Source organism: Pantoea sp. WEP, from assembly GCF_041678305.1.
In the GTDB taxonomy this organism is placed as follows: Bacteria; Pseudomonadota; Gammaproteobacteria; order Enterobacterales; family Enterobacteriaceae; genus Pantoea; species Pantoea dispersa.
The window spans coordinates 3631924-3652865 of record NZ_JBGNXB010000001.1; the positions used below are offsets into that span (position 1 = coordinate 3631924).

Sequence of the window (20942 nt, forward strand, 5' to 3'; positions counted from 1 at the left end):
CGTCAGTCCATGCCTGTGCCATTGCCGGCCAGGCTGAAGTCATATTTAACCTTGCGGCCTTTTTCTTCGTAATCGATGGCCAGCTGTCGCGTGATATGCAGTGCCACCTTCTGACCCGGCGGTACATAAATGGCGTCGAATGTCTGTCCGTAGCGGGCTTTTACCCAGTCGATCGTTTCCCGCATGCCGCCGGAAAGCGCTTTGCCAAGTACGGCCTGACCGGCATCACCCGTGAGAGTTGAAGTCACGCCTCCGTAGGCGTTGGTCTGGCCGGTATTCTGATTTTCCGCCACGGCATCACCCGCCGCACCGGCGGCCGCAAGTGTGGTGATGGTCGGCAGATAGGTTGAGGCGTTGCTTTTACGCGTGCCTGAAATGCAGGGAATGCCGTTGTCGTCTGACAGCCAGCCAATGCTGCTGTTATTACCGTTCGCGTTGCCGCTGTTCTGGTTGCCGCCACCGTTCTGGCCATCGGGAGAGGGCAGCGTCCTGACGGTGCCGTCGGTAAAAACAAACGTGATGCTGGTAATTGACCCGCGCACGCACGACAGGGTCCAGTCCCCCGTCGCGGTACCGGACACGATTGCCCCCTGAACATCGGGAAGTTCGATTCCGTTAGCTGTCAGGTTATCCCTGCCGATCATGACCTTGAAAGGATAGGGATCAGTGACTTTACCATCCACGGGAATGCGCCCCAGTAAGGCGGTCATCGCCTGACTGCCTACGAGCGTGGAGTTTTCCGGAAGCGTAAATACCGGAACGGTCGCGTTCTGCGCATCCGTAAGCTGAGTCTGAACCATTGCGGTTGCTTTTCCTGCCGCCTGCTTTCCTGCTTCACCCGCTTCGGAGAACGAAGTAGCAAAGGAGAAACCGGTCGCGTTTTTTCTGTTGCTGTCGGTCACCGGCCGGCCGCTGGCATCAACGGATACCCCGTCTCTGGGCTCAACCCACTGCAGGCCATCAGAAGAAAACGATACGCCGGAAGCGCCGCTGTTCAGCCCGCTGTCGTAGCCCAGCCCGATCGGAATATCACTGCCGGGACTGCTGCTTTTTCCGGATTCTGTGCCGGCACCGCCATTCTGCAGCTGATCCATCAGCCGTTTGACCTGTGAGCTGAGATCCGTGACCTGAGCGCTGAGCTGCTGGCGTTTCTGCGCTTCCTCATTGCGGGCATTGCTCACCGCCTGGCTGATCTGTGCGTCCACGTTGCTGTTGGTGGTTTTCAGGGCTTTATTTTCGTCAGTGAGTTTTTTGTTATCGTCCGCGAGCGAATCGAGACGGTCCTGAACTTTGCGGAAATTTCCCACCACCGTGCGAAGCGTGTCCTGCGGCGTGTCACCCTCGATCCCCGCGGCCTTGAGGTCTTCCGGCGACAGGTCTTTCAGCGCAGAACTGGCTGCGTTGCCTGTCATCGCCGGATGATTTCCGCCCCCTGAGCAGGATTTCACGCCGACGACAATGGCACCGGCCAGCACCACCGGCACGGCAATTTTAACGATGAGATTAGAGGCAGGTGCTTTCATTATTTTACTCTCCGCTTACTGCTGTCAGCAGGCTGCTGAGACGGCGGTTCGGCAATGAATGCCCCCTCCGGGCGCCCGGACGTAACCAGATAAAGAACCGTTGTATCCTCAGGCGTACCTGCACGGCCGAGCCAGCGGTGCTGGAAGGTGGCCGTAATAAACTGCCCCTCCAGCGCGCGCGGATCGAGAATCACTTTGCCGGCTGAACGGTTACGGACCTGCAGCGCAACCACGCTGCTGCCCTGCAGGCTCCATGCTGCCATTGGTGTAACGCTGACGGGTTCTGAGGGCATCAGTGTGGTAACAGCGGACGGCAGCTTCAGTGAAACCGGACTGATACCCGGCACCGGCTCAACCGTACGCAGCGGGCCATACATGTTCTGAGCCGCATAGCGGGTCAGAACAACAGGCAGAGGGGCATTGAGTTTTGCGGGCTTACGATCCTGGTGAGGAGCATCCACATCCGGTTGCTTCGCCTGACGCCCGGTGCTGTCCCCGTCGCTGCTGACGGACTGCCTGTCACTGGCTGATACGGTGGCCACTTCACCGTCATAAACAATTTTCACGGGTTCACGCGTGGTTTTACCGGATGCCGCAGAGACATCCAGCAGGATAATCTCCCCGTTCTCTTTGTTCTGCAGCTCAAGTCGCGTCACCGGAAACGCTTCGCTGGCATTGAGATAGACCACGCCGCTATTGCTCTGTATACGCAGCTTGTTGTTGAGCGAGGGCGGAAAGCCAACGCGTACGTTTTTATTCACAAAAACGATACGCTCCTGGCCCACCGTCAGGGGGACCTGCAGCGGGATACGCTCCCATTTCATCAGCTCAACGGCGTTCGTCACCCAGGGAAAACACAGGCTGACGAGAAAAATGAGTGAATACTTTTTCATCCGGTTTGCCATCACTTTTTCTCCGGCTCAGGCAGGGTGACAGCTTCAAGCCGCTGAGGCGTAGCCGCATAGCAATCCAGCGCCAGCCCAAAGGGATTGCGCTCTGGATCGCCTTCCCAGCGCACCACTTTCAGGGGATACCGGACCAGCGCGCGCTTGACCGACTCGGTGTGGTAATACTCGTCTGCCACTAAATCCAGCCGTGCGATCCAGTTGTCCTGATCGAGAATGGTGACGCTGCGGCTGCTGTAGCCACGGCGGGGAATTTCATATACCACCCGCACGCGGTCCCGGAGTTCATCGCTGTTTTTACGCATCTCTGCGTCTTTATTCAGAAAGTCCTGGCAGAACGGCGTCAGATAAGGGCTCATCTGGGCAATTTTGGCCGGATAATCCACCTCACCATTTTTGGGCCATGAGTTCAGCTGCTGAAAGATATAGAACGCAAAGCTGTATACGGTGGACGGCGGAACCTCCCACCATTTTCGCGTGCTGCCCGATCGCAGGTCGGGTGGGTTATGGATGGTGAGTTCGGAAGGCGCGCGCATCCAGCCAATCCCCGTGACCAGCAGGCCGGCGAACAGCAGCACACAGGCGATGCGAAGCGAAATGATGTGATTATCACGCGCGGTCATACCGTTACGAAACCGGCTCATCGCTCACCTCTCTGCGGCATGGCCCGGGTTCGCTTCATCTCCCACGCCCGGCTGTCGAGTACCAGTGAACGTGAAAGGCGGGCCCTGCAGCGGATTTCCTCCAGCCGCTGCCAGATGTAATTTTCCGGCTTGCCACGTTTGTAGCCGGCAATCCAGCCGCCACCCAGAAAGATGACAATGAGCGGCATCAGCAGCATGCAGGTGGGAAAAGCCAGCCAGCCTATAAATGGCACCAGCGCCAGCGGCACGGCCAGGGGAATGCCGGCGACGACGCCAATGATGGCCGCCAGAAGAAACTCACCAGACGTGAAGCCTTTCCACACCACGGGCGGATTGTTCAGACGATCAGGAAGGAAGTCGATGACGGCCATGCTTGCTCCTTACAAAATGTCAGAGGCTTTGGTGGCCAGATAGATGACGGCGAGGATGAGAATGATGCCAACCACCCCGTAAAGCAGGAATTCCGTCCAGGAGCCTTTACCCTTACGGATGTCGTGGAAAGAGGTAATGACGGCATGGGCGACCGCGAGGAAGGCCCCAACGCTTATCAACAGCCCGAGTGCCAGCCCACCCATTTTGGCGTACCCCATCATGGTGTTATAGGTGCCGCCACCACCGCCGGTCGTGGGCTGCTCAACCGGCGGCAGATCAGCAAGCGCCTGACCACTGATGAGAAAACCCGTCAGCAGCAGCCCGGCGCGTGCGAATGCAGAGTGGTAAAGCCTGAGTAATGTGGATTTCATTGAGGTGTCCTTTTAGTGGAAAAACAGAAACAGCGTTGCCAGGTAAAGCACGATTAGCCTTACCGCAAGTTCATTGAACTGACGAAACGTCACGGATTTGGAGGCAATCCCGCGATAGGCCTGAACCAGCGCCCAGGCGCAGAACAGAAGAATGACGACGGCCAGCAACCCCAGAATGAGGGTGTTAAGTTGTCCGGGCGTTAGGCTGCTGCCGGTGCCAGCGCTCCACCCGTTCAGTTGCGCGCCGTTCATCGCCATGCCGGTTCCTCAGCACGATACTGGCCGGTAACAGCGGACTGCCGGGACGCGGGTTGTGCCCGGGAGGGTTCCAGATAGGCGGAAATACCCTGCTTCATGGTGGTGATATCGCGTGTCGCCTGCAGATAGTCGAAATAAAAGCGGGCATCCTGAGTCTGGTTTGCCGCGACACGGGCCCGGTTAAGCCCCGCCTGCACCTGATCCAGCTGACGCATGACAAGCGCCAGCTCGTCTTTCTCGGAGGCGTGACACTGCAGGACGGGAAGTGTGGCTATCAGCAGGGCAATGAGGTTTCTGGTGTGACGCATGAGGCTCTCCCGGTTATCTGGTCGTCGGGAGAGTGACGTAAAGGCGCAGGTCTTACAGCAGGAAATTATTTATGCATTCACGAAAATAACCTGTTACAGCAGTCGCTTTACCTGCGGGTGTTTCAGACTCTGCGGCTGGTATGTTATAAAAATGAACAATATGACTGAGAAAGGACGCGCTGGAAGGTGAATGTTTACAAGCTTGACGTAAAAAAGCAGGGATACTGGGCGCTCGATAAAGATGATTACGAACAGCGCACTGCCCGTCGTTCACCGTGGTACAAAGTGAGCGATTCAGGTTCTCCCCGTTATTTTGCCGTCTGCCCCGCCTGCAATAATCCCATCCAGATAATAGGCTTCTACAGGCTCCCCGCCAATGTGTCCGCTCCCTATGCAAAACACTATAATACCGCGCTGCCTGGTGTAGGGTTCTATGACAGGGAAGCATATGAACATTGTCCATACGCGGACAAAACGAAAAGTTCTGGCTCAGATAAAGGTAAAAGATCACCTGGCGCTCTTTCACGGCAGATACTTCAGTTGCTTATCGAACATTTTGATAAGGTGATCTGGCTTCTGAGCAAGACTATCGGCATCAGAATTGATGAAAAGCTGGCAGTGTCCATGCTTCGACAATATGCGCGTGAGGAAGGGTGGCTGTATTCCCGGGCGACGTTGATGAACATTCCATGGATATTTGCGTATATGGCAGACTGGCAGGATATTTTTTACAAAAAAATGGAAAACAAGGAAATGGCTGAGGCACTGATAAATGCTGAGCCGCGAAGGCTGTCTTTGAATGAGAATGGTTATCTTGTAAAAGCCCCCGCCTGCACTGAGTTTCTGACGGTTGGGGCTTATTACACCTGTCACACCGCATCGGTGACCAATGATATTCTTAGCGAGACAATGGATTTGGTGGTCACGATAAGGTGCGGTTATGAAAATCCGCGTGAGATTTACCGTCGTGAAATCGATTTTGACTTCAATTATTTTAATAATATTGTGAATTTTTCTGAGTGGAACAGCTCAGCCGCCGGTCAGAGGCTGCTGAAACATGCGGCTGAAATCCTCGGGCCGCACCTGCTCAATCAATGATTTCAGGGTATTTATGTTTCAGCAGGGACCACCATATTTCTGGAATGGCAGGCACCTCACCCAGTTTTTCCGCATCACGCAGGCATCTCAAGAGCGTCTCCAGAGGCATCAGCATAGTGTGGCACCTGTCCTGCAGAACAAAGTTCATCTCCTGCATCTCTGGTGATGGTCTGACAGCTGCCACTGGAAGCGCCTGATTCAGTTCAGACGGATTGCCAGAATTATATTTGTTCACCATATTTCCTCACAGATATTCCCAGATACAGCCCTCACTCAGCATGAGGGCGCTATAAATACTTTTTAAAGCTTGCTGTCGTGACGGCAAGAACTGCACCCACCAGTAGCGCAGATGGCAGCAGCAGAAGATTTGGCCAGACCGCTGTGGGCCATGCCAGGTAGAGCATGCAGGGACCATACAGAGCGGGTTTAATAAAGCGCTTGGCGTGGTGATAGACAAAGCTTGATTCATAGCCGGCGCCGTATCGCCGTAAGTCACGCCTGACCAGCCCGTCCACCACGCCCATGATGACTACCAGCGCAAACAGCGGCAGGCTGAGAAAAAGGATCATTACCCGGATGAAGAAAATCAGCGTGACCCAGAATGTGGCCTGAAGGTACACACCCAGCCAGCTCACCAGTGAAGCACCCAGCCCATTGAGCGCCGGAATAAGCCCGCCGCCTTTTTTGCTCAGGGATTTAAATGACTGCAGCCAGCCGCTGAATCCGCTGTCCACGAACAGCCACTGCCACGCTACATGCACCCAACGGCTGACCGTCTCAACCGGAGCGGCCATCAGCAGGCTGCGCGTATACCCCTCCGACAGCCAGTGACTTTCAGCCACCATCACCCGGTAGCTGTGGGCGGCGCCTTCCTCCGGCCACAACAGCGCGATACAGGCATATTCAATCAGCAGGCTGACGAGCAGTGATCCGAGCAGCACGCCGATAAGTCCCACAGGAAAATCCCACAGAAGCAGCCCAATCGGTCCTGACTGCCGCTGGCGCGCAGGGGCGCTTCGTTGTCTGCTGTCACCATCATGCTGGGACATCCGGACCTCCTGCCAACGGCATGTCACCACCCGTCCACCATGTCTCACCGGTGTGGTAGTTTTTTTCCATATTGTCAGCCAGTTGCTTCAGACTGGCTGGCATATGTGGATCGTCATTATCTGCCGGCAGCGGCATGCGTACTTTCCACAACCGCCCCCCTTCAAGTAACGCAAAGGCCTGACCCTTTGGCAGGTTGATGATATCTGCAGGGCTTATCATCGGGACTTTTACCAGACTCACCTGGTCATTAACGTTGCTGTTAAAGTCTGTTCCTTCCCCGGGACGGGAAACATCCGTGACGCCGGAAGTCAGCGTTTTCTGGTAAACATCCACTTCAGGGAGCTGATCGGTGAGCAGCATGGCGGTGTTTTTCTCGCGCACGCGGAGCATGACCAGCGTGTTGAAGTTCCCCACCACCTGATTCGCTTTAGCCGAGCTGCCGATCCGTGCCTCAATATCGGACAGGGTCTGGGTGTACGCGGTCACCTGAAAGCCGGCGCCGCCCCCTTTGTTGATGAGCGGAATGAACTCATCCCCCATCAGCTCGTTGAACTCATCGCAGTGCAGGTTGATGGCCACCTTTGCGGATTTACCTTCCTCCTCATCGCCAAGACCGAACTTGTAGATATGACCGCCCTCAGAGACCAGATCGGCAAACATGCTGTTGCCAACGGCCGCGGCCACCACCGGATCAGAGAGCGCATCGAGGCCGACATACACCACGCCGCGTGACTTGATAATATTGTGCCAGTCGAGAATAGGGCGCGGATCGTCAAGGTCTGTGTAATCAGGCGCAAGAAGCGCAGCCGTCTTACCGGTAGTGAGTTTCTCCAGCAGCGGCAACAGGGAGGCCACAATTTTATCGAAGTAGGTGCGATCGTACTGGACTGCGCTGCGCAGACCATCAAGCACCGGGTCCCAGAGCTTCTTCCCCTCCGGACTGCCCAGCACCTGCTCCGATACCCAGATTTTCGCGCCGTTAGGCCTGCCCTGAAGATGACGCGGCAGGTCCTTATCGCTGATCCCGCTCTGCATCATGGCCTCTGCGGTATTCAGCAGCTGCGGCGCTTTTTCACTCAGCAGGTTATCAACGTAGGTTTCGTACAGCTCGCCGATATTAGTGACATAGCGGAGAATGAGGCCGTAATCCGGTCGCTGACCGAGGGCGACCAGCGCGCGCGTGATGATATTGACGAAGCGCCAGGCAAATTCCCGGAATGCGGCGGAATTACCTTCACCGGAGAGCTGTCCAGCCACGCGTGACGCCACCTCCGAAATACGGCTGAAGCGTCCGACGGCGTTGTACCGTGCGCTGATATCGGGCCAGCCAAGATGAAAGACCCAGAAATTATCCTGACGACCCGCGCGGTGCGACTCCGCGTACATCCGGCGCAGCAGGTCAGCATCCCCTTTGGGGTCAAACACGATGACCACCTCATGGTCGCCGGCGGCGTTCTTACGTCGGATATCCTGGGTGATGAGCAGCTCCGCCAGACGGGTCTTGCCCACGCGGGTGGTGCCGATAACGAGCATATGTCCGACGCGCTCGCCGAGATCGTAGGTCACCGTCGTCTCATCTGGCTCGACGCCGTGATAAATCGGGCTGCCGCCGACCGGCGGCAATGGTCGAAAAGGGTTGAGCGCCATATCTGCACGCGTCAGCCGGCACAGCCAGGGGAGGCTGTATTCCATCCTTTTTTCCATTTCGCGTGCCATGCGGTAGAGCACGGAGGGCTGCACGTAGATTTCGCATTCAGGACGACGCGCCTCCATCAGTCGCTGGGTATGACGTGCCGACCACTGGAACCCTTTGCCCAGAAAAAGATGGCGCCGGCTGACCGGGATCTGATCGCTGGTCAGCACGTAACGGGGGAGACGGCGGATATTCTGCCGGTAGCGCAAAATTTTCATGCCCTGACGGGTCCGCTTCAGGGCAATGACGCCGAAGCCGGCAGCCGTAACCCAGCTTACGGAAGGCGCGAGTGCCACCGCCCAGGGGGCGGTCAGGCATATGCAGGTCGCACTGGCCGCAACCGTAGCGGAATAGAGCTCTACCGCCGGGCGCAGCAGGGACTCCATAACATAGCGAGCGCTCATCTGCGTCCCCTGCCAGTCAGCCAGCTGAAAAATCCGGGGCGTTTCGCCGCGACAACCAGCCCGCGATGCTGGCTGAACAGCTCCGGGAAAAGGGTTGCCGGCATCACTGTGAAATTCCTGTTGCGGTGATCAGCGCCGGATAATGTGTCAGCGCCAGCCGGCGGGCCAGATCTCCGCCGCTGACAGGCACCATTTCAACCTCCGGGGCTATCTGACGCAGCGATTTCAGGCCGCTTTCATCCTGCACGTTGATAATCATGCCGGTTGCCTGCATACGCATTAGCGCAGCGGCATTATGCTGTAGCCAGCTGCGGGATGAGGGATCGTCACCCAGCACAAATACCGGTGGCATCCCCGGCAGGTTTACTGGTCTGGCAGTCACGGTGCCTGGGGACATTTCTGGTGTGCTGACGGGCAGCATATCGGAAATGGATAGCGACACAGGAGGCGGAGGAAGCGCTGTTGCTGCCGGATCGCCCGCAGGAGCCGCGTTAATTGCGTCGAAGAAAGGTGCGGTACTTTCACCGCCAAGATCCCCTATAACGGTGAGCGCTGCAAATGCGCTAAACGTTGCCATCAGCATGACAGGGATGAGAGTCACCGGCAGGATGTTACGGATTTGAATTTTCATTGAGGTTCAATCCAGGTAAGTGTTGAACGGGCAAGGGTGACAGGCTGCTCACTGCGGGAGGGCATATCGGCTGGCGCAATCTGGCTGAGCTTGCGGCGCACTATCGCCATATAGGTTGCGGCGTGGCGCCCGCCCGCAGGGTGATGGTAGCAACCTGCAGCCTGCAGCCAGCTTCCGGGACGGGCGTCATAACAGGCCCGCAGAATACGGGCAGCAGCGCGAAGATTGGTGTAAGGGTCAAAAGCATCACGATAGGTGGCAAAGAAATGGCCATTCCATCCCAGATTCACCTGCGCCAGCCCGACATCGATATTTTTCAGTGGCCAGCGCTGCATAAATCCGAGCAACGCAGCAAAGGCTTCCTCCCGGGTATCATAGTGATATCCCCTGCCTGCCACGTTGATGGTCCAGGGCCACGGCTTTGCTCCCCATGCGGTACTGCGCGTACTTTCAGCCATAGCGAGCGAGTACAGCGATTCAGCAGGTACCCGCTCGGCTGCAGCAATTTCCCGGTAAGCATCCGGGATGACCTGGAGTGCCGGCGCACTGTGAGCTGCCGATGCCAGCAGCAGACCAGATACAACCATCAGAACGCGGCGAGCTGCCATCCGTTTTCCCCCTGCTGCAGAATCACAGGCATCTGCCCCTGTCCGTAACGCAGCCACAGGCCGCCGTCGTGGTTAAGTGTTATCTGGCGACTGCGAACCTTTTCCACCGGAATGTTATGCCGGATAGCCCAGGCTCGGATGGCCTCATCGCTGTTTCCACCGACCAGATAAATATCAACCGGGCGATTGTCTGCAAGCACAGCCGCAAGACGTGCATCGCAGCGGGAGCAGTTCTCTTTAACAAACAATGCAAGCCGTCCCTGCGTATCGTGTGCTATCCCGGCAGCATTGCTGCCCATATTTACGGCCAGCGTCTCGGGATACAGGCGGAGCCAGGCGGCATTAATTTCGCGCTGGAAGGCCAGTTCTTTTTCAGTTCGCTGGTATTCATGCCTGACCCAGAGTTCGGCCAGACGACGACGTTCTGCGCTGTTACTGCTTTCTACGCCCAGAGCAGTAAGAGGATCGAGACCGGGAGACATAATGCCGCGCTCGCCCCGCATGAGCGTCTGATAACGGCTCCAGTCACTGTCAGAAAGCCCCCACTGCTGCGCCTGCTGCTGTGAACTCAGCGTGCCCGAGGATGACTCCTGCAGCGGGGATACGCTGCTCTGCGCTGACGGCGTCTGAACCGTTGCCGCATCTGAAAGAAATGACATCAGAATCAGCACGGCAGGTAAGCTTTTTTTAATCACAGATCTATCTCCGTTCATTCAACATGTAGCCGTTGCTCGCTACCGTTAACCGTAAAGAGCGCGGTGCGACTTCCCTCTGTTGACCGGAGCGTCCAGCCCAGCAGGGAATCACCTGGTGAAAGCAGGCGCATGGCGGATATCTGTGAAGCACCGCGCGGAATGACAACGGCGAAGGTCTGCCCGCCACGGCGTTCAATGCCGGTCAGCACAAACGGTGCAGCCAGCGTCACCGTGCGCCTGGCTGACCGGTTAATCTTTTTTGCAGGTGTCGCCGCGCGGGTTTTCGCTGCTTCAGTGGCAGTCCGGCTCTTCTCAGGCTCAGCTGCTTTCTGCGCCAGCTGCCGGTTGAGCTCTTTCAGTGCGGAGGATGACTGCTGAACATCGTGCTCAAGAGAACTTAAGCGCGTCTGCAGCTGAGCAACCACCTGGCCGTTGCTGCTGCCGGCATCCTGCAGCTGACTGACGGCGTTTTTCAGGCTGGCCTGTTCATCACCGGCCGACTGCAGTTCCGCGGGGAGTGAGGCTAAGGAGGCTGTCTGATGCTCAAGTGTTTTCAGGCGCGCTTCCATCGATGAGATATTGGAGGCGAGCTGACCAATCTGGCCGCTGCGAAAGGCCGCATCGAGTGTGTTGACGCGTATCGTCAGGTCTGATACCTGACGCCCCATGACAACCAGCGCGATCAGGGAACCCGCCAGACTGACCGTAAGCAAAACGATGCTGCCACCTTTGATGATTTTTCGGTGGTTAAACGGAGGCCGGATTCGGGGCTTATCCGCCGCGGCGGGCTGCGCCTCGAACGCTCCGGCCTGATGTTCAGGAGCGTCAGGGAGCAGTTCCTCGGGCGAGGCATGACTGAGTGACATACAGGGTTTCCTTATGGCTGCACAGCAGAACGGCCATAAGGTGCAAAAATGCGCGACGAATAACGATGGTTAACTCATTAGCCGTTTGTAAAAATTTCCGGGCGGCGGATACATCGGTAAATTATACAGGGCCTAGAAGGCTCTGTTTCAGGCGTTAAAAAAAAACCGCGGCCAGTGTCCCGGTGCGCGGCATCAAAATGTCATTAGAGGTTCGTTGTTATAGGTGCATTGACAGGATCTATAAAACGCGTTCAGGCGTCAAGCACTGCGCCCTGAATGTTAACTGACACGCCACACACCAGTCTGGCCGTCAGTTTATGCTGCAGAAAACAGGCACGAGCCAGTTTTGGGTATATGTTCCACCACATCCCTCGCCAAGCGTATTCCATGAAGACCAGTCGCCGTCATGGTTTACGCGGCCAATTTCAAGCGGCCAGCGCCCGCCGCAGCGGTTAGCGCAGACGCGCACGGGAGATGAAGAGCCGCTCTGCCACACCCAGTCCTTACAGGAGAGTGTGGCGCCGCTCGAATCATGACTGATCGCGCCAATAATGCTGCAGCCTGCGCCTGGCGAGTTGACCTGGTCCTGGTATATAAGTCCTCCGGCAGACATGTCCCTCTCTGCCCGCACGCTTCCGCCACGAACCTGACCGCCGGTATAGATGTTTTTATTATTAACTGCGCGAACCCAGTCATTATCAGACATATAAAATCCACCGCCATATGTCTCGTTAAGCCAGCCCTTAGAGCCTCGCGTAATCATCCAGCCATTATTAGACCTGATGTCGTTATTCGCGGTAATCGCGTTACCTGCAGTGACGTTAGCGCCTGCTGAGACGCCGGACCCTGCGGTGACGTTCTGGCCTGTAACGGTTCCGTTAGCAGTGATGTTGCCGCGTGCAGTGACGTTACTGCTGAATGCACCGTTTACCGCGTTCACCGTAGCCGCGTTATTGAGATTGTTTCCTCCCATATCAATGCTGGTATGCATCGTATTCAGGTCTGGCTTACCGGTAACGGAGAAACGATACAGGCGATCGCTCTCACCCTGCGCGGCACCCAGTTCATCCGTGGTCAGCAGAACGGCGATATGGCCCTGCGTGGTGCTGACGCCAAATTGTGCGAGCGGTATGCTCCAGCTGCTCATCGCGCCGGTGGCGATCCCTGACGTCCAGATATAGCCTCCCATACCAGAGGTGATATCCATTGATATCTGTCGCAGCGCCAGAAAGGGCAGCGCGGAACCATTCTGTGTAAAAATCAGCCCCTGCAGCTGGTCCGTGTTAGTTGCATTCCGGACAAGCGCAGCGCGATATACCTGGCCATCGATAGTGTTCTCACTGAAACCCTGCTCCAGAAAACCGGTGTTTTTCAACATCACCGGCGTCACGATAACAGGGGACGTTGTCGTGGCGCTGGAGAGCAGCGTATCGTAATAACGTCCCGTATAGCTTTTGACGGCCTGCGTGAAACGGGAAACCTGCGCAGCGGTGTTCATCCAGGTCCGCTTATCCATCCAGTCACTGATAAGCGAATACCCCCAGACGCTGACGAGTAACAGAATAATCAGTGCGGCACCGGTGCTGATGATCGCCCAGCCCCTGTCGTTTTTTTCAGTCGATTTCACAGGCATCACCATGTAATGAGTGGATGATAAAGTTTGATAAGCGCGACCAGCATGGCGCCGGCGCACAGCCAGGGTCCCATAGGTCCTCCCTGCTGAACGCGGCGCACCAGAAGCTGCCAGAGCACAAATAAAAAGACGCCTGTGAGCAGTGCATAAAGACCCTCACAACCACCGAGCCAGGCCGCAACAGCGCCGGCCAGCCAGACGTCGCCAAGCCCCAGGCATTCGCGCGCCGAGACTTTTCCAGTGACGTAGCGCCAGAGCCCGAATAACCCCAGCGCCGTCGCGGCAGAGAATGCATGCCCCCAGAATCCGGGGGCTGACAGAGCAGCAGCCAGACCTGCAATCAGGCAGCTCACAGTCATATAACGGGGCAGAAATCCGGTGAGCGCATCGATGAGCGTCATCCTGAAGAGAAAAAGGCTGAGCAACAGCGCCATCAGCCTTTCCAGAGCCGGCGCCGGCGACAGTACGATGCTGGTCGCCGCTGCCGCAAAAAGCCAGGTAATGCCGGCGGGGGCGGGATTTAAAAAAATGGCCAGCCATTCTTTTTCATCATCGGTGGTCAGATAGCTGAGGCGTACCAGGTTTGTCATAAAACAGAACAGGCACAAGCCAAGCGGAAAAATGATGATAAGCATTGGCCACGGCATGCTCAGCGTCAGCAGCGTCACAATTTAACTCCCCGTTCTTTTAGTAAAATCTGGCGGTAAATGGCATATATGCGGTTGGCATAGGACTCGCGCGTTTCATGGCGGTCTTTTCTGAACCCGGCGTTATACGAGCCGAGACAGTTCCAGCTGTAGCCACAGACCTGAAAATGTCTGGCAAGTATCCAGGTGCCGATTTGTACATTAAGGCAGGGGCGCGTCAGCAAATCCTGTGGACCGCTGATGACCCCCTGCGCGATCAGTCCAGGAATATGTGAGGAATTGATCTGCATCAGCCCATAGTCCGTGCTGAGCGCCCGCCCGGTTTTTTTATCCCGGTTAATATTCGTTATTGCCGGCCGGAGGCTGCTCTCGCCCGTAGCGATGGCTTTAAGCAGGAGCGGATCGAGATGGTACTTCACACCCGCTGCGTCAAAGCAAAACGCCCCCGCACGGGGGCAAAGCAATATCAGGAACAGAACCGTGGACAGGCGCAGCATGTCATCAGCCGTTATGCGTAAAGACGAGCGTGTTATTCCCGGTCATGCCGCTGTCAGCCGTGCAGGACTTTCCTGCCGCTTCCGCGCTGACAATGCCGTCGCTGAAATCCGTGCTGTTGATGCTGATTGCGCTGAATGCACCGCCGGAACCGAGCTGGGTGGCAATAGAGATGCAGTCTGCCTGCGGTACTTTCTGGGTCGTAACAGAAAATCCGTTGTTGAACCCGTTGGTCGCCACCGGTGCTATCACGACCTGGCCACCATAGCTGTTCCACATCGTCGCCGTGCCGGAGCTCGCCGTTCCCTGAATGGTCCAGCCGGCTTTCGGCGCGCCACCCTGCTGGATCAGGGTGCCGGTCATCGTGGTGCTGCTGGTAAAGTTGTACCCTCCCTGAGTCTGCTTAAGCTGCTGAGCATTGGTCACGATAAACTGGAGATTGGATACCTCCACGCCTACGGACTTTTTACCCCACAGGCTCCAGATCCATGCACCCACGATACAGATAACAACGATGGTGAGTAGTGCAATGGCGCCATGTTCCATAATGCCCCAGCCGCGATCAGGCTGGCGATGATGTTGCGGGAATGCCTTTGATGACATGATGTTTCCTTAATGTGTGCTGAAGGTGTTCATATCCTGAATCTGCATCACCATCAGCAGTATGAGTAAGAAGAAACTCATAATCAGGACGAGAGAAAAGAGCTTGGTGACGTTCGCGCGGCGGGCAACGCGCGCCAGCGCCTGCTCCAGCCAGCGATCGGCATAGTTGGTGATCAGCGATGCTGCGCTGTTGCCTTTATCGAGAAGAGAGAGGTAGTTCACCGCCTCACGGCTGGGGAAGTCATAACCGCTGTTGCGCATTGCGCGACCCAGAGAATCGCCCTCGCTCATGCAGTCCATTGCGCCCTCGATGCGCTCCTGCAGCCAGGGCGGAGCGAATCCGTTAAGGATCTGCAGCGACTTAAGCTCCTGCACGCCAGCACCCAGCAGCGCCCCGATATTCATCAGAAACACCGCCCCCTGCAGGTCTTTGTAAACCGACCAGGGCAAAAGGTAATCAGCGAAGCGACGCAGTCGCCCCCGCCATCGGGGCAGGGACCAGAACGCCAGCGTCACAAGTGCCGCGACCGCGCCGGCAGCAGTCAGTCCCCAGCGGCTGCTCCACTGCGCAACCCCATTCATAAATCCGAGTGCGCCAGTCCAGCCTGCCGGATCGGACATTTTGCTCAGGGTGGGGACCAGCGCCAGGTTGTTGGCCAGCAGCAACCCCGTCCCCAGCAATACCAGCACGATCGGGAATACTGAGGCGAATACCACCTGGCCGAGAATGCGACGACGGGCCACAATGAGTTTATCCGCCTGCATCAGGGCACCGGGAATATTGCCGGTTTCCATGCCGGCGCTGATAAGTGCGGCCTCTTCGTAAGGTGCCCAGGCGGCCAGCACGTCCTGCAGCGCGCGACCGGGGCGGTTATCGTTCACCCCTTCAAGACAGTCCTGAACCAGCTCGTGGTAAGGATGCCAGCGGCTGCCAAAGTCGGTGTGCACCTCGCCAATCATGGTCAGGGCCTCTTTGAGTTGTTTACGGTTTTCCAGCAGAAAGCGTAGGGTCTCGTAAAACGGCTGGCGGTACTGGCCGGTGAATGTTGCCCTGACCAGGCGGTAGCGCAGGTTTTCTGCTATCGACATATGCCTGTCAGGCGTGAAGCGATCAGCGGATGCCATCGGGTACCTCGCACTCCATTACCGAATCTTCATCCAGCGGACAGATAAGATCGCCTTCCAGCGGGTCAACACGCCCCTCAGCCAGGTATCTCATCAGGTGCATGCGGCGGGTAATACCGCCCTGATTCACCCAGTACTGACGGGCAACGGCCGGGCCGTGTAACAGCCAGAGCTGCATCAGGCGGGCATCGGTCCGTATTACTTCGGCAATGGCCGTGCGCCCGGTCACCCCCCGGCTGATGATGCGTCCGGTCAGCGGCACCGTTTTCTGACAGTGGGGACAGCCTTCGTGATTGCGGAAAAAGAGTTTGCTGGTATCGCAGAAGCCCTCAACAGTGCAGTACCGTTCAAGACGTTCCCGCGTATCAGCGTCCAGCTCAGGGGCTTTTTTTTCCCACGGCACCCGGCAGTGTTCGCACAGCAGCGGCACGAGACGCTGGCCTATTAAGCCGGTGATGAGTGCGGCATCTGCCAGAAGATGGCGGTCAATACCGAAGTGCTCCATACGACGCAGGGAGCCAATGGGGCTCTGCGTGTGCAGGGTGGAGAACAGCGCGTGGCCGGTTTCACTGGCGTAAATGCCGGCGATAAGGGAGTGCAGGTCACGCATCTCGCCGTTCAGAATGGCATCCGGATCGAGACGCAGCGCGGAGGCATTGGCGTTAGTCCAGGCGCGACTGATGGCCTCCGGCGAGTTATCGGCAGGCATGACGGCCGTCTGTATGGCACCCGGAATCCGACCCTCAGGCGGATTTTCCAGCGTCAGCAGGCGCTTTTTACCGCCCGTCAGATCAAGCCAGATGTCACTGAACACGCGCAGCGTGGCGCTTTTGCCCGAGCCGGTTGGGCCGGTGAGCAGCACCATGCCTTCCGGAAGGCGAAGGATCTGCATAATGAGCTTTATCTGCTCCGGCAGAAAACCCAGCTGCGGCAGCGTCGGTATGTTGTCACCGTCGTCCGGAATAAGACGCATGACAACTATCAACCCGTCGGGCGTTGGACGATGCTCGTATCGCGCGCCATAAAGACCGGCGCGGCGGGCAAACTTTGCATCTATGCGCCCTGACTGCTCGCGACCGGCAAAAAATGACTGTTCGCGCACGTCGCACATGGAAAGATATGAGGTAGAGGCCAGTGTCATCCCCTCCACATCTTTCACTTCATCCACCACCTCCAGCTCGCCGTGAATACGCAGCTGGACGATGGAAATCCTGCGATCACTGCTGATTTCAATATGAATATCAGAGGCATTGAACTCGTGACCGAGCCTCATATAGTTAATGACCTTATCCTGCGATACGCTGATGTCGAGCTTGTCCAGATCGCCTTCGCTGACGCTCTGTGACAGGCTCAGGCCGCGCTGCTCTGCCACTTCACGCCGGCGGTTCAGCTCGCTCAGCGTCACAAACTCGGTTTTTGCCGTGGGATGCGTCCGGGTGACGTCCATCACCCAGCGTTGTATGGCCGCTTCTTTACGGCGGTTGCCGTCGATTAACAGTGTTACGCCACCGGTGGCATGCAGCTCGGCGAACACAAAATCCATTATCTCTTTATCAGGTGTCATCGTGGCCTCAGAAGGAGAGTTCAGAATTGTCGCTGAGGCGCACAAGCGTTGACGTTACCTCAGTGACGCGTTTAGCCGTGCCCGGGATTTGATCGCCTTTTACCACCTCCGTGACCCCGCCGTCAGGCAGGACAATGCGCGCGCGTAACTGATTACCCCGCCCGTAAATTTCCTGCAGGCGAACGCTGCCGGCGCGCTTCTCCGTGCCGGCAGACGCAGTCTGCTGAGAGGGGGCAGGCTGCGCCATAACCGGCATGGCCGGCTGGCTGGCGGTGGCCAGATAATTCCGGTCGGCACCCTGTCCGGACTGACTTTCCCGCAGCTGCTGCTCCAGCCGCGCCGTCTGCACTTTCTGCTCCAGAATCAGATTGCGGGCCTGCGCAGCTTCCAGCTCCCCGAGGGTGACATTCGGCGGCAGCACATCGCCGGTAGCGGCCGCGGGCGCGGGTCCGCAGAGCAGAGCGGACAGAAGCAGCCCAGGCAGGGCGGGATTAATTCTGCGCATAGATGCTCCCCTTCATGGTGTAGTCGAACTGCCCCTGCGGGCTCATGGTGATCGAAAGGCTGCTGAGGCGAAGCCCCGTGGCATCAAAATCCTGCAGCAGTCGCTCGGGCTGCAGACGTGAGCTGACAGAAAAGTTAAATTCCCGCCAGTCCTGTACAGGAGTAATTTTTTCCTCACCCGGCGCGACCGGCGGCGGCTTCACCTCGGTAAATTTGACGTCGAGATTGCGGCGCTGTAGATGGGATATAAAGCGCATAAGCTGAGCATCAGCACCGGGCAGTGCTTCGTCAGTGAACCCGGTCGGGGGGGTATGGTTAAAGGGAATGAAAACATCACCGTTTTTACCGCCTTCCTGAAGATTAAAGACGGCTGAGTGACCGAACAGCTCGCGGGCGCGGCGGGAGAAATCCTCGACCGTTGCACCCGGAGTGGCAACAAAGCGCAGGCGCAGGCCCTCCGGGACGCATTCCCCGTCGGTAAAGCGCCAGCCGGCAACGGATGCGAATACGGGCTCACGCGTGAGCCAGCAGTTGCTTAGCAGCACTGAAACTGGAGGCAGTGAGGCCCACGGGTGCGGTGCGCGTACGGGTTCAGCAGGCTGTTCTTTCGTCAATGCCATGCGGGCGCGAAACGCTGCCATTGCAGCGGCCTGTTCAGCCTTCTCTGATGCGGCATCGAACCAGTAAACGCCACAGGCCACCGCGAGGGTGACTGCGGCTGCCGGGATAATGACTGACAGGGCGGTCACGCGCTTATTAAGCCGGCAACGTTTTATCTGCGCCCGGCTGAGCCTGTCAGTCAGTGTGCCGGCGTGCAGGTTGTCGTCTGCCATTGCTGCACAGCGTAAACGCGGCGAATCAGCATCATTAAAACGCAGGAAGTTTGCCGCCGACTGTTCAATGATAGCGCGGGAGCCGGTCACATCGCCCATGACGGATAACTGCCCGCCGATAGCCGCGAAAAAGACCCACGAATCCTCAGTGTGACTCAGGCGGTAAATACCCCAGGCATTTCCGCCCTCGGCCAGCAGGAATGCCACGGCCAGCGCGTGCTGGCTGCGGCGCACGCGCCCCGGAGAAACCAGACCGCGCATGGAAGCATTTCCTCTTCCGGCAGCGGCATAATGCGTATCAGGCGACGCTTTACTGCGAAACCGGGTACTTAACGCATTACGCTGCGGCTCCCAGTGCAGACCTGCCATCCAGTCCCGCCGCTGATGCGTCAAACGGATGCCGGCCCGGAGGCTCATTTTTTTCAGTACTGACATGGTTTACCTCAGCAGAACAGGGGTGATCATGATGACGAGCGTCGTGCGGCCGCGGGAGCCTGTCTGGCCGCCGCCCAGAATGAAGTTGTTTGGCGTAAGGGTGCCCTGTTTGTCTGCAGAAAGGTTTTGCTGTTCCGAACCGGTCAGCACCAGCGTCTGACCAGAGCGCAGATTGACCTTGCGGGCCAGCGCTTCGGTTGACGTTGTGGGCAGATCGTTACGGGTATTGCCGTCAGCGCTGAGGAATTTCTCAATCTGCGGCGGGCTGGTATAGCTGAAGGCGAACTGCAGCTGCACGTCACCGTTTTCCTGAATGAACGGCAGCATGGTCATGAACAGGCCGGTGGTAATGGTCGTCGTCGTCATTGATGAGGTGACGCCCACGTTTGCCGTTGCGGTTGTGCTGGAACTGGACAGGATGCCTTTCTGGCCCGAGAGCTGATACGCCACCGGCGTCAGGTTGGCGGTAGGGTCAGTCTGGTTCAGCGCCATGCTGACATTACCCTGCTCGGAAAGGGCTTTGATAAGCAGGCTTGATCCGGAAACTTAGCCGCATTACCTGTGGCCGTATCGAGGATAGAGATACCGGCGCTGGCGGCTGACGTAGAGGCATTGGCCATTGAACCTGTCAGGCTGGCGCCAAAGTTATGCAGGGATTTATAAACCAGCCCCCAGTCAAGGCCCAGCTGCTCGTTGCGTGTCTGGCTGACGCTGACAATCTGAATATTGAGCTGTACCTGACGGCTCAGGACCTTGTTCTGATATTCGATATAGCGACCGACGCGGTTAAGCACGTCAGGCGTATCCGTCACGCTCAGCGTGCCGGTGGCGGCCGAAAGCCAGAATCGCCCGGATTTCGGGGTCAGCATCTGCTCAACCGTTTTACGAATATCATCGTAAAGGTCGCTGTTCATGCCGTAATCAGTTTTCTGATTAGAGCTGATATCGCCCGTTGTCCCGCCGGTCGTCCCGCCGCCGCTGCCCAGCTGATTGCCTGAACCGGAATTAATCGAGGCGCTGCTGTTAACCTTTGTATTCAGGATAACCAGCTGAAAAGTGCGGGTATCCTGAAGATAGAAATACACGCCGCTGCTGTCACTTCGCCAGGACAGGCCGTATCCGCTGGCTTCAATATCAAGGAGATCGCGGACGTCGCCCTGGAACTTAAGGCCACGCGCGATCATGGTGCTTTGCTGAACAGGCGCGGCCTGCCCTGCAGAAGCGCCGATCTGTGAAAGCGGCACACGACCGTTATCATCGGGTGCAGGTAACGGACCGCTCATCGGGGAGGTGACCACACCTCCGGTTGTGACACTGCTGAGCGCTGCATAAGCATCGGGGGTGATCGACACCCGGATACCACACAGCGCGGTGATGCGCTGACCCAGCTCCGGTAGTGAAATCCCTTCCGGCCGGTTAATCGTTATCTGACAGGAAGGCAGTTTTTTTTCATCCGGCGTGGACACGACCGGTGCAACCGGCTGCAGGTTCACCCAGGGTTTATCAGACCAGACAACGGTAGGCTGAGACAAAGCCTGGCGGCTCTGCAGCACCCGCTGTGCCGTTTCAGCCTGACCTGTGGCCTCCTTATCCATTTTGCTGATTTCACTCAGCGAACATGATGACAGCACAAACGCGGCGGCCAGCGCTGTCAGGCAGAAAGGTAAACGCGGCATC

23 protein-coding genes and 1 pseudogene are annotated in these 20942 nt (G+C 57.3%); 1 reads left to right on the top strand and 23 read right to left on the bottom strand.

From position 1 onward, the window contains the following. Nucleotides 1-2: 2 nt before the first annotated feature. From ABVR31_RS17000 to ABVR31_RS17030, 7 genes are read right to left on the bottom strand one after another with little or no spacing between them, the layout of a single operon-like run. Entirely contained in the window at nt 3-1523 is a 1521-nt protein-coding gene (locus ABVR31_RS17000) for a TIGR03752 family integrating conjugative element protein (protein WP_372773595.1), read from the bottom strand. Next, on the bottom strand, nt 1523-2416 hold the full coding sequence (locus ABVR31_RS17005) for a TIGR03749 family integrating conjugative element protein (RefSeq protein ID WP_372774080.1): 894 nt from the start codon (nt 2414-2416) through the stop codon (nt 1523-1525). The genes ABVR31_RS17000 and ABVR31_RS17005 overlap by 1 nt, the downstream gene beginning before the upstream one ends. A gap of 11 nt (nt 2417-2427) precedes the next feature. Then, nucleotides 2428-3072, bottom strand: coding sequence for a PFL_4703 family integrating conjugative element protein (locus ABVR31_RS17010; protein ID WP_372773597.1), 645 nt, complete (start codon nt 3070-3072; stop codon nt 2428-2430). After that, the gene (locus ABVR31_RS17015) at nt 3069-3443 is read right to left on the bottom strand and encodes a TIGR03750 family conjugal transfer protein (RefSeq protein ID WP_104187948.1); all 375 of its coding nucleotides are present in this window, start codon (nt 3441-3443) and stop codon (nt 3069-3071) included. Before ABVR31_RS17015 ends, ABVR31_RS17010 begins: the two co-directional genes overlap by 4 nt. Before the next feature lie 9 nt (nt 3444-3452). Continuing rightward, nucleotides 3453-3815 carry a TIGR03745 family integrating conjugative element membrane protein gene (locus ABVR31_RS17020; protein ID WP_104187946.1) on the bottom strand — a complete coding sequence of 121 codons (363 nt, stop codon included), beginning with the start codon at nt 3813-3815 and terminating at the stop codon, nt 3453-3455. A gap of 12 nt (nt 3816-3827) precedes the next feature. Next, nucleotides 3828-4073 carry a TIGR03758 family integrating conjugative element protein gene (locus tag ABVR31_RS17025; protein ID WP_058770096.1) on the bottom strand — a complete coding sequence of 82 codons (246 nt, stop codon included), beginning with the start codon at nt 4071-4073 and terminating at the stop codon, nt 3828-3830. Then, nucleotides 4064-4381, bottom strand: a complete 318-nt coding sequence (locus ABVR31_RS17030) for an RAQPRD family integrative conjugative element protein (RefSeq protein WP_372773600.1) — start codon at nt 4379-4381, stop codon at nt 4064-4066. The genes ABVR31_RS17025 and ABVR31_RS17030 overlap by 10 nt, the downstream gene beginning before the upstream one ends. Nucleotides 4382-4567: 186 nt before the next feature. Here ABVR31_RS17030 and ABVR31_RS17035 point away from each other — a divergent pair, with 186 nt between their 5' ends. Then, a complete protein-coding gene (locus ABVR31_RS17035; RefSeq protein ID WP_372773602.1) occupies nt 4568-5479 on the top strand; it encodes a hypothetical protein in 912 nt (303 codons plus the stop codon). On the opposite strand, the gene ABVR31_RS17040 is transcribed toward ABVR31_RS17035, so the two are convergent. The 16 genes and pseudogenes from ABVR31_RS17040 to ABVR31_RS17115 all read right to left on the bottom strand — a co-directional run bounded on the left by ABVR31_RS17040 (nt 5469) and on the right by ABVR31_RS17115 (nt 20941). After that, entirely contained in the window at nt 5469-5717 is a 249-nt protein-coding gene (locus tag ABVR31_RS17040; RefSeq protein WP_372773604.1) for a hypothetical protein, read from the bottom strand. The genes ABVR31_RS17035 and ABVR31_RS17040 overlap by 11 nt on opposite strands. A 49-nt stretch (nt 5718-5766) precedes the next feature. Further along, nucleotides 5767-6528 (bottom strand): TIGR03747 family integrating conjugative element membrane protein, encoded by a 762-nt coding sequence (locus tag ABVR31_RS17045; RefSeq protein WP_372773606.1) that lies wholly within the window; start codon nt 6526-6528, stop codon nt 5767-5769. Continuing rightward, on the bottom strand, nt 6515-8626 hold the full coding sequence (gene traD / locus ABVR31_RS17050; RefSeq protein ID WP_372773608.1) for a type IV conjugative transfer system coupling protein TraD: 2112 nt from the start codon (nt 8624-8626) through the stop codon (nt 6515-6517). The genes ABVR31_RS17045 and traD overlap by 14 nt, the downstream gene beginning before the upstream one ends. 103 nt (nt 8627-8729) lie before the next feature. Beyond that, nucleotides 8730-9257, bottom strand: a complete 528-nt coding sequence (locus ABVR31_RS17055; protein WP_372773610.1) for an integrating conjugative element protein — start codon at nt 9255-9257, stop codon at nt 8730-8732. Further along, nucleotides 9254-9865, bottom strand: coding sequence for a transglycosylase SLT domain-containing protein (locus ABVR31_RS17060; protein ID WP_222985794.1), 612 nt, complete (start codon nt 9863-9865; stop codon nt 9254-9256). Before ABVR31_RS17060 ends, ABVR31_RS17055 begins: the two co-directional genes overlap by 4 nt. Next, on the bottom strand, nt 9844-10557 hold the full coding sequence (locus ABVR31_RS17065) for a TIGR03759 family integrating conjugative element protein (RefSeq protein WP_260642318.1): 714 nt from the start codon (nt 10555-10557) through the stop codon (nt 9844-9846). Before ABVR31_RS17065 ends, ABVR31_RS17060 begins: the two co-directional genes overlap by 22 nt. A gap of 17 nt (nt 10558-10574) precedes the next feature. Next, nucleotides 10575-11426, bottom strand: coding sequence for a plasmid transfer protein (locus ABVR31_RS17070; protein WP_372773612.1), 852 nt, complete (start codon nt 11424-11426; stop codon nt 10575-10577). Nucleotides 11427-11736: 310 nt separating this feature from the next. Beyond that, the gene (gene pilV / locus ABVR31_RS17075) at nt 11737-13059 is read right to left on the bottom strand and encodes a shufflon system plasmid conjugative transfer pilus tip adhesin PilV (RefSeq protein WP_372773614.1); all 1323 of its coding nucleotides are present in this window, start codon (nt 13057-13059) and stop codon (nt 11737-11739) included. Then, entirely contained in the window at nt 13059-13727 is a 669-nt protein-coding gene (locus ABVR31_RS17080; protein ID WP_349843977.1) for a prepilin peptidase, read from the bottom strand. The genes pilV and ABVR31_RS17080 overlap by 1 nt, the downstream gene beginning before the upstream one ends. Continuing rightward, a complete protein-coding gene (locus ABVR31_RS17085; protein ID WP_372773616.1) occupies nt 13724-14203 on the bottom strand; it encodes a lytic transglycosylase domain-containing protein in 480 nt (159 codons plus the stop codon). Before ABVR31_RS17085 ends, ABVR31_RS17080 begins: the two co-directional genes overlap by 4 nt. Nucleotides 14204-14207: 4 nt before the next feature. Continuing rightward, the gene (locus ABVR31_RS17090; protein ID WP_088515942.1) at nt 14208-14804 is read right to left on the bottom strand and encodes a type 4 pilus major pilin; all 597 of its coding nucleotides are present in this window, start codon (nt 14802-14804) and stop codon (nt 14208-14210) included. Between the two features lie 9 nt (nt 14805-14813). Then, entirely contained in the window at nt 14814-15929 is a 1116-nt protein-coding gene (locus ABVR31_RS17095) for a type II secretion system F family protein (protein WP_059009395.1), read from the bottom strand. Beyond that, nucleotides 15916-17493 (bottom strand): GspE/PulE family protein, encoded by a 1578-nt coding sequence (locus ABVR31_RS17100; protein ID WP_059009393.1) that lies wholly within the window; start codon nt 17491-17493, stop codon nt 15916-15918. The genes ABVR31_RS17095 and ABVR31_RS17100 overlap by 14 nt, the downstream gene beginning before the upstream one ends. 7 nt (nt 17494-17500) lie before the next feature. Further along, entirely contained in the window at nt 17501-17998 is a 498-nt protein-coding gene (pilP, locus tag ABVR31_RS17105; RefSeq protein ID WP_059009391.1) for a type IV pilus biogenesis protein PilP, read from the bottom strand. Next, entirely contained in the window at nt 17985-19265 is a 1281-nt protein-coding gene (pilO2, locus tag ABVR31_RS17110; RefSeq protein WP_372773619.1) for a type 4b pilus protein PilO2, read from the bottom strand. The genes pilP and pilO2 overlap by 14 nt, the downstream gene beginning before the upstream one ends. Before the next feature lie 3 nt (nt 19266-19268). Then, nucleotides 19269-20941 (bottom strand): annotated as a pseudogene (locus ABVR31_RS17115) (PilN family type IVB pilus formation outer membrane protein). Between the last annotated feature and the right edge of the window lies 1 nt (nt 20942).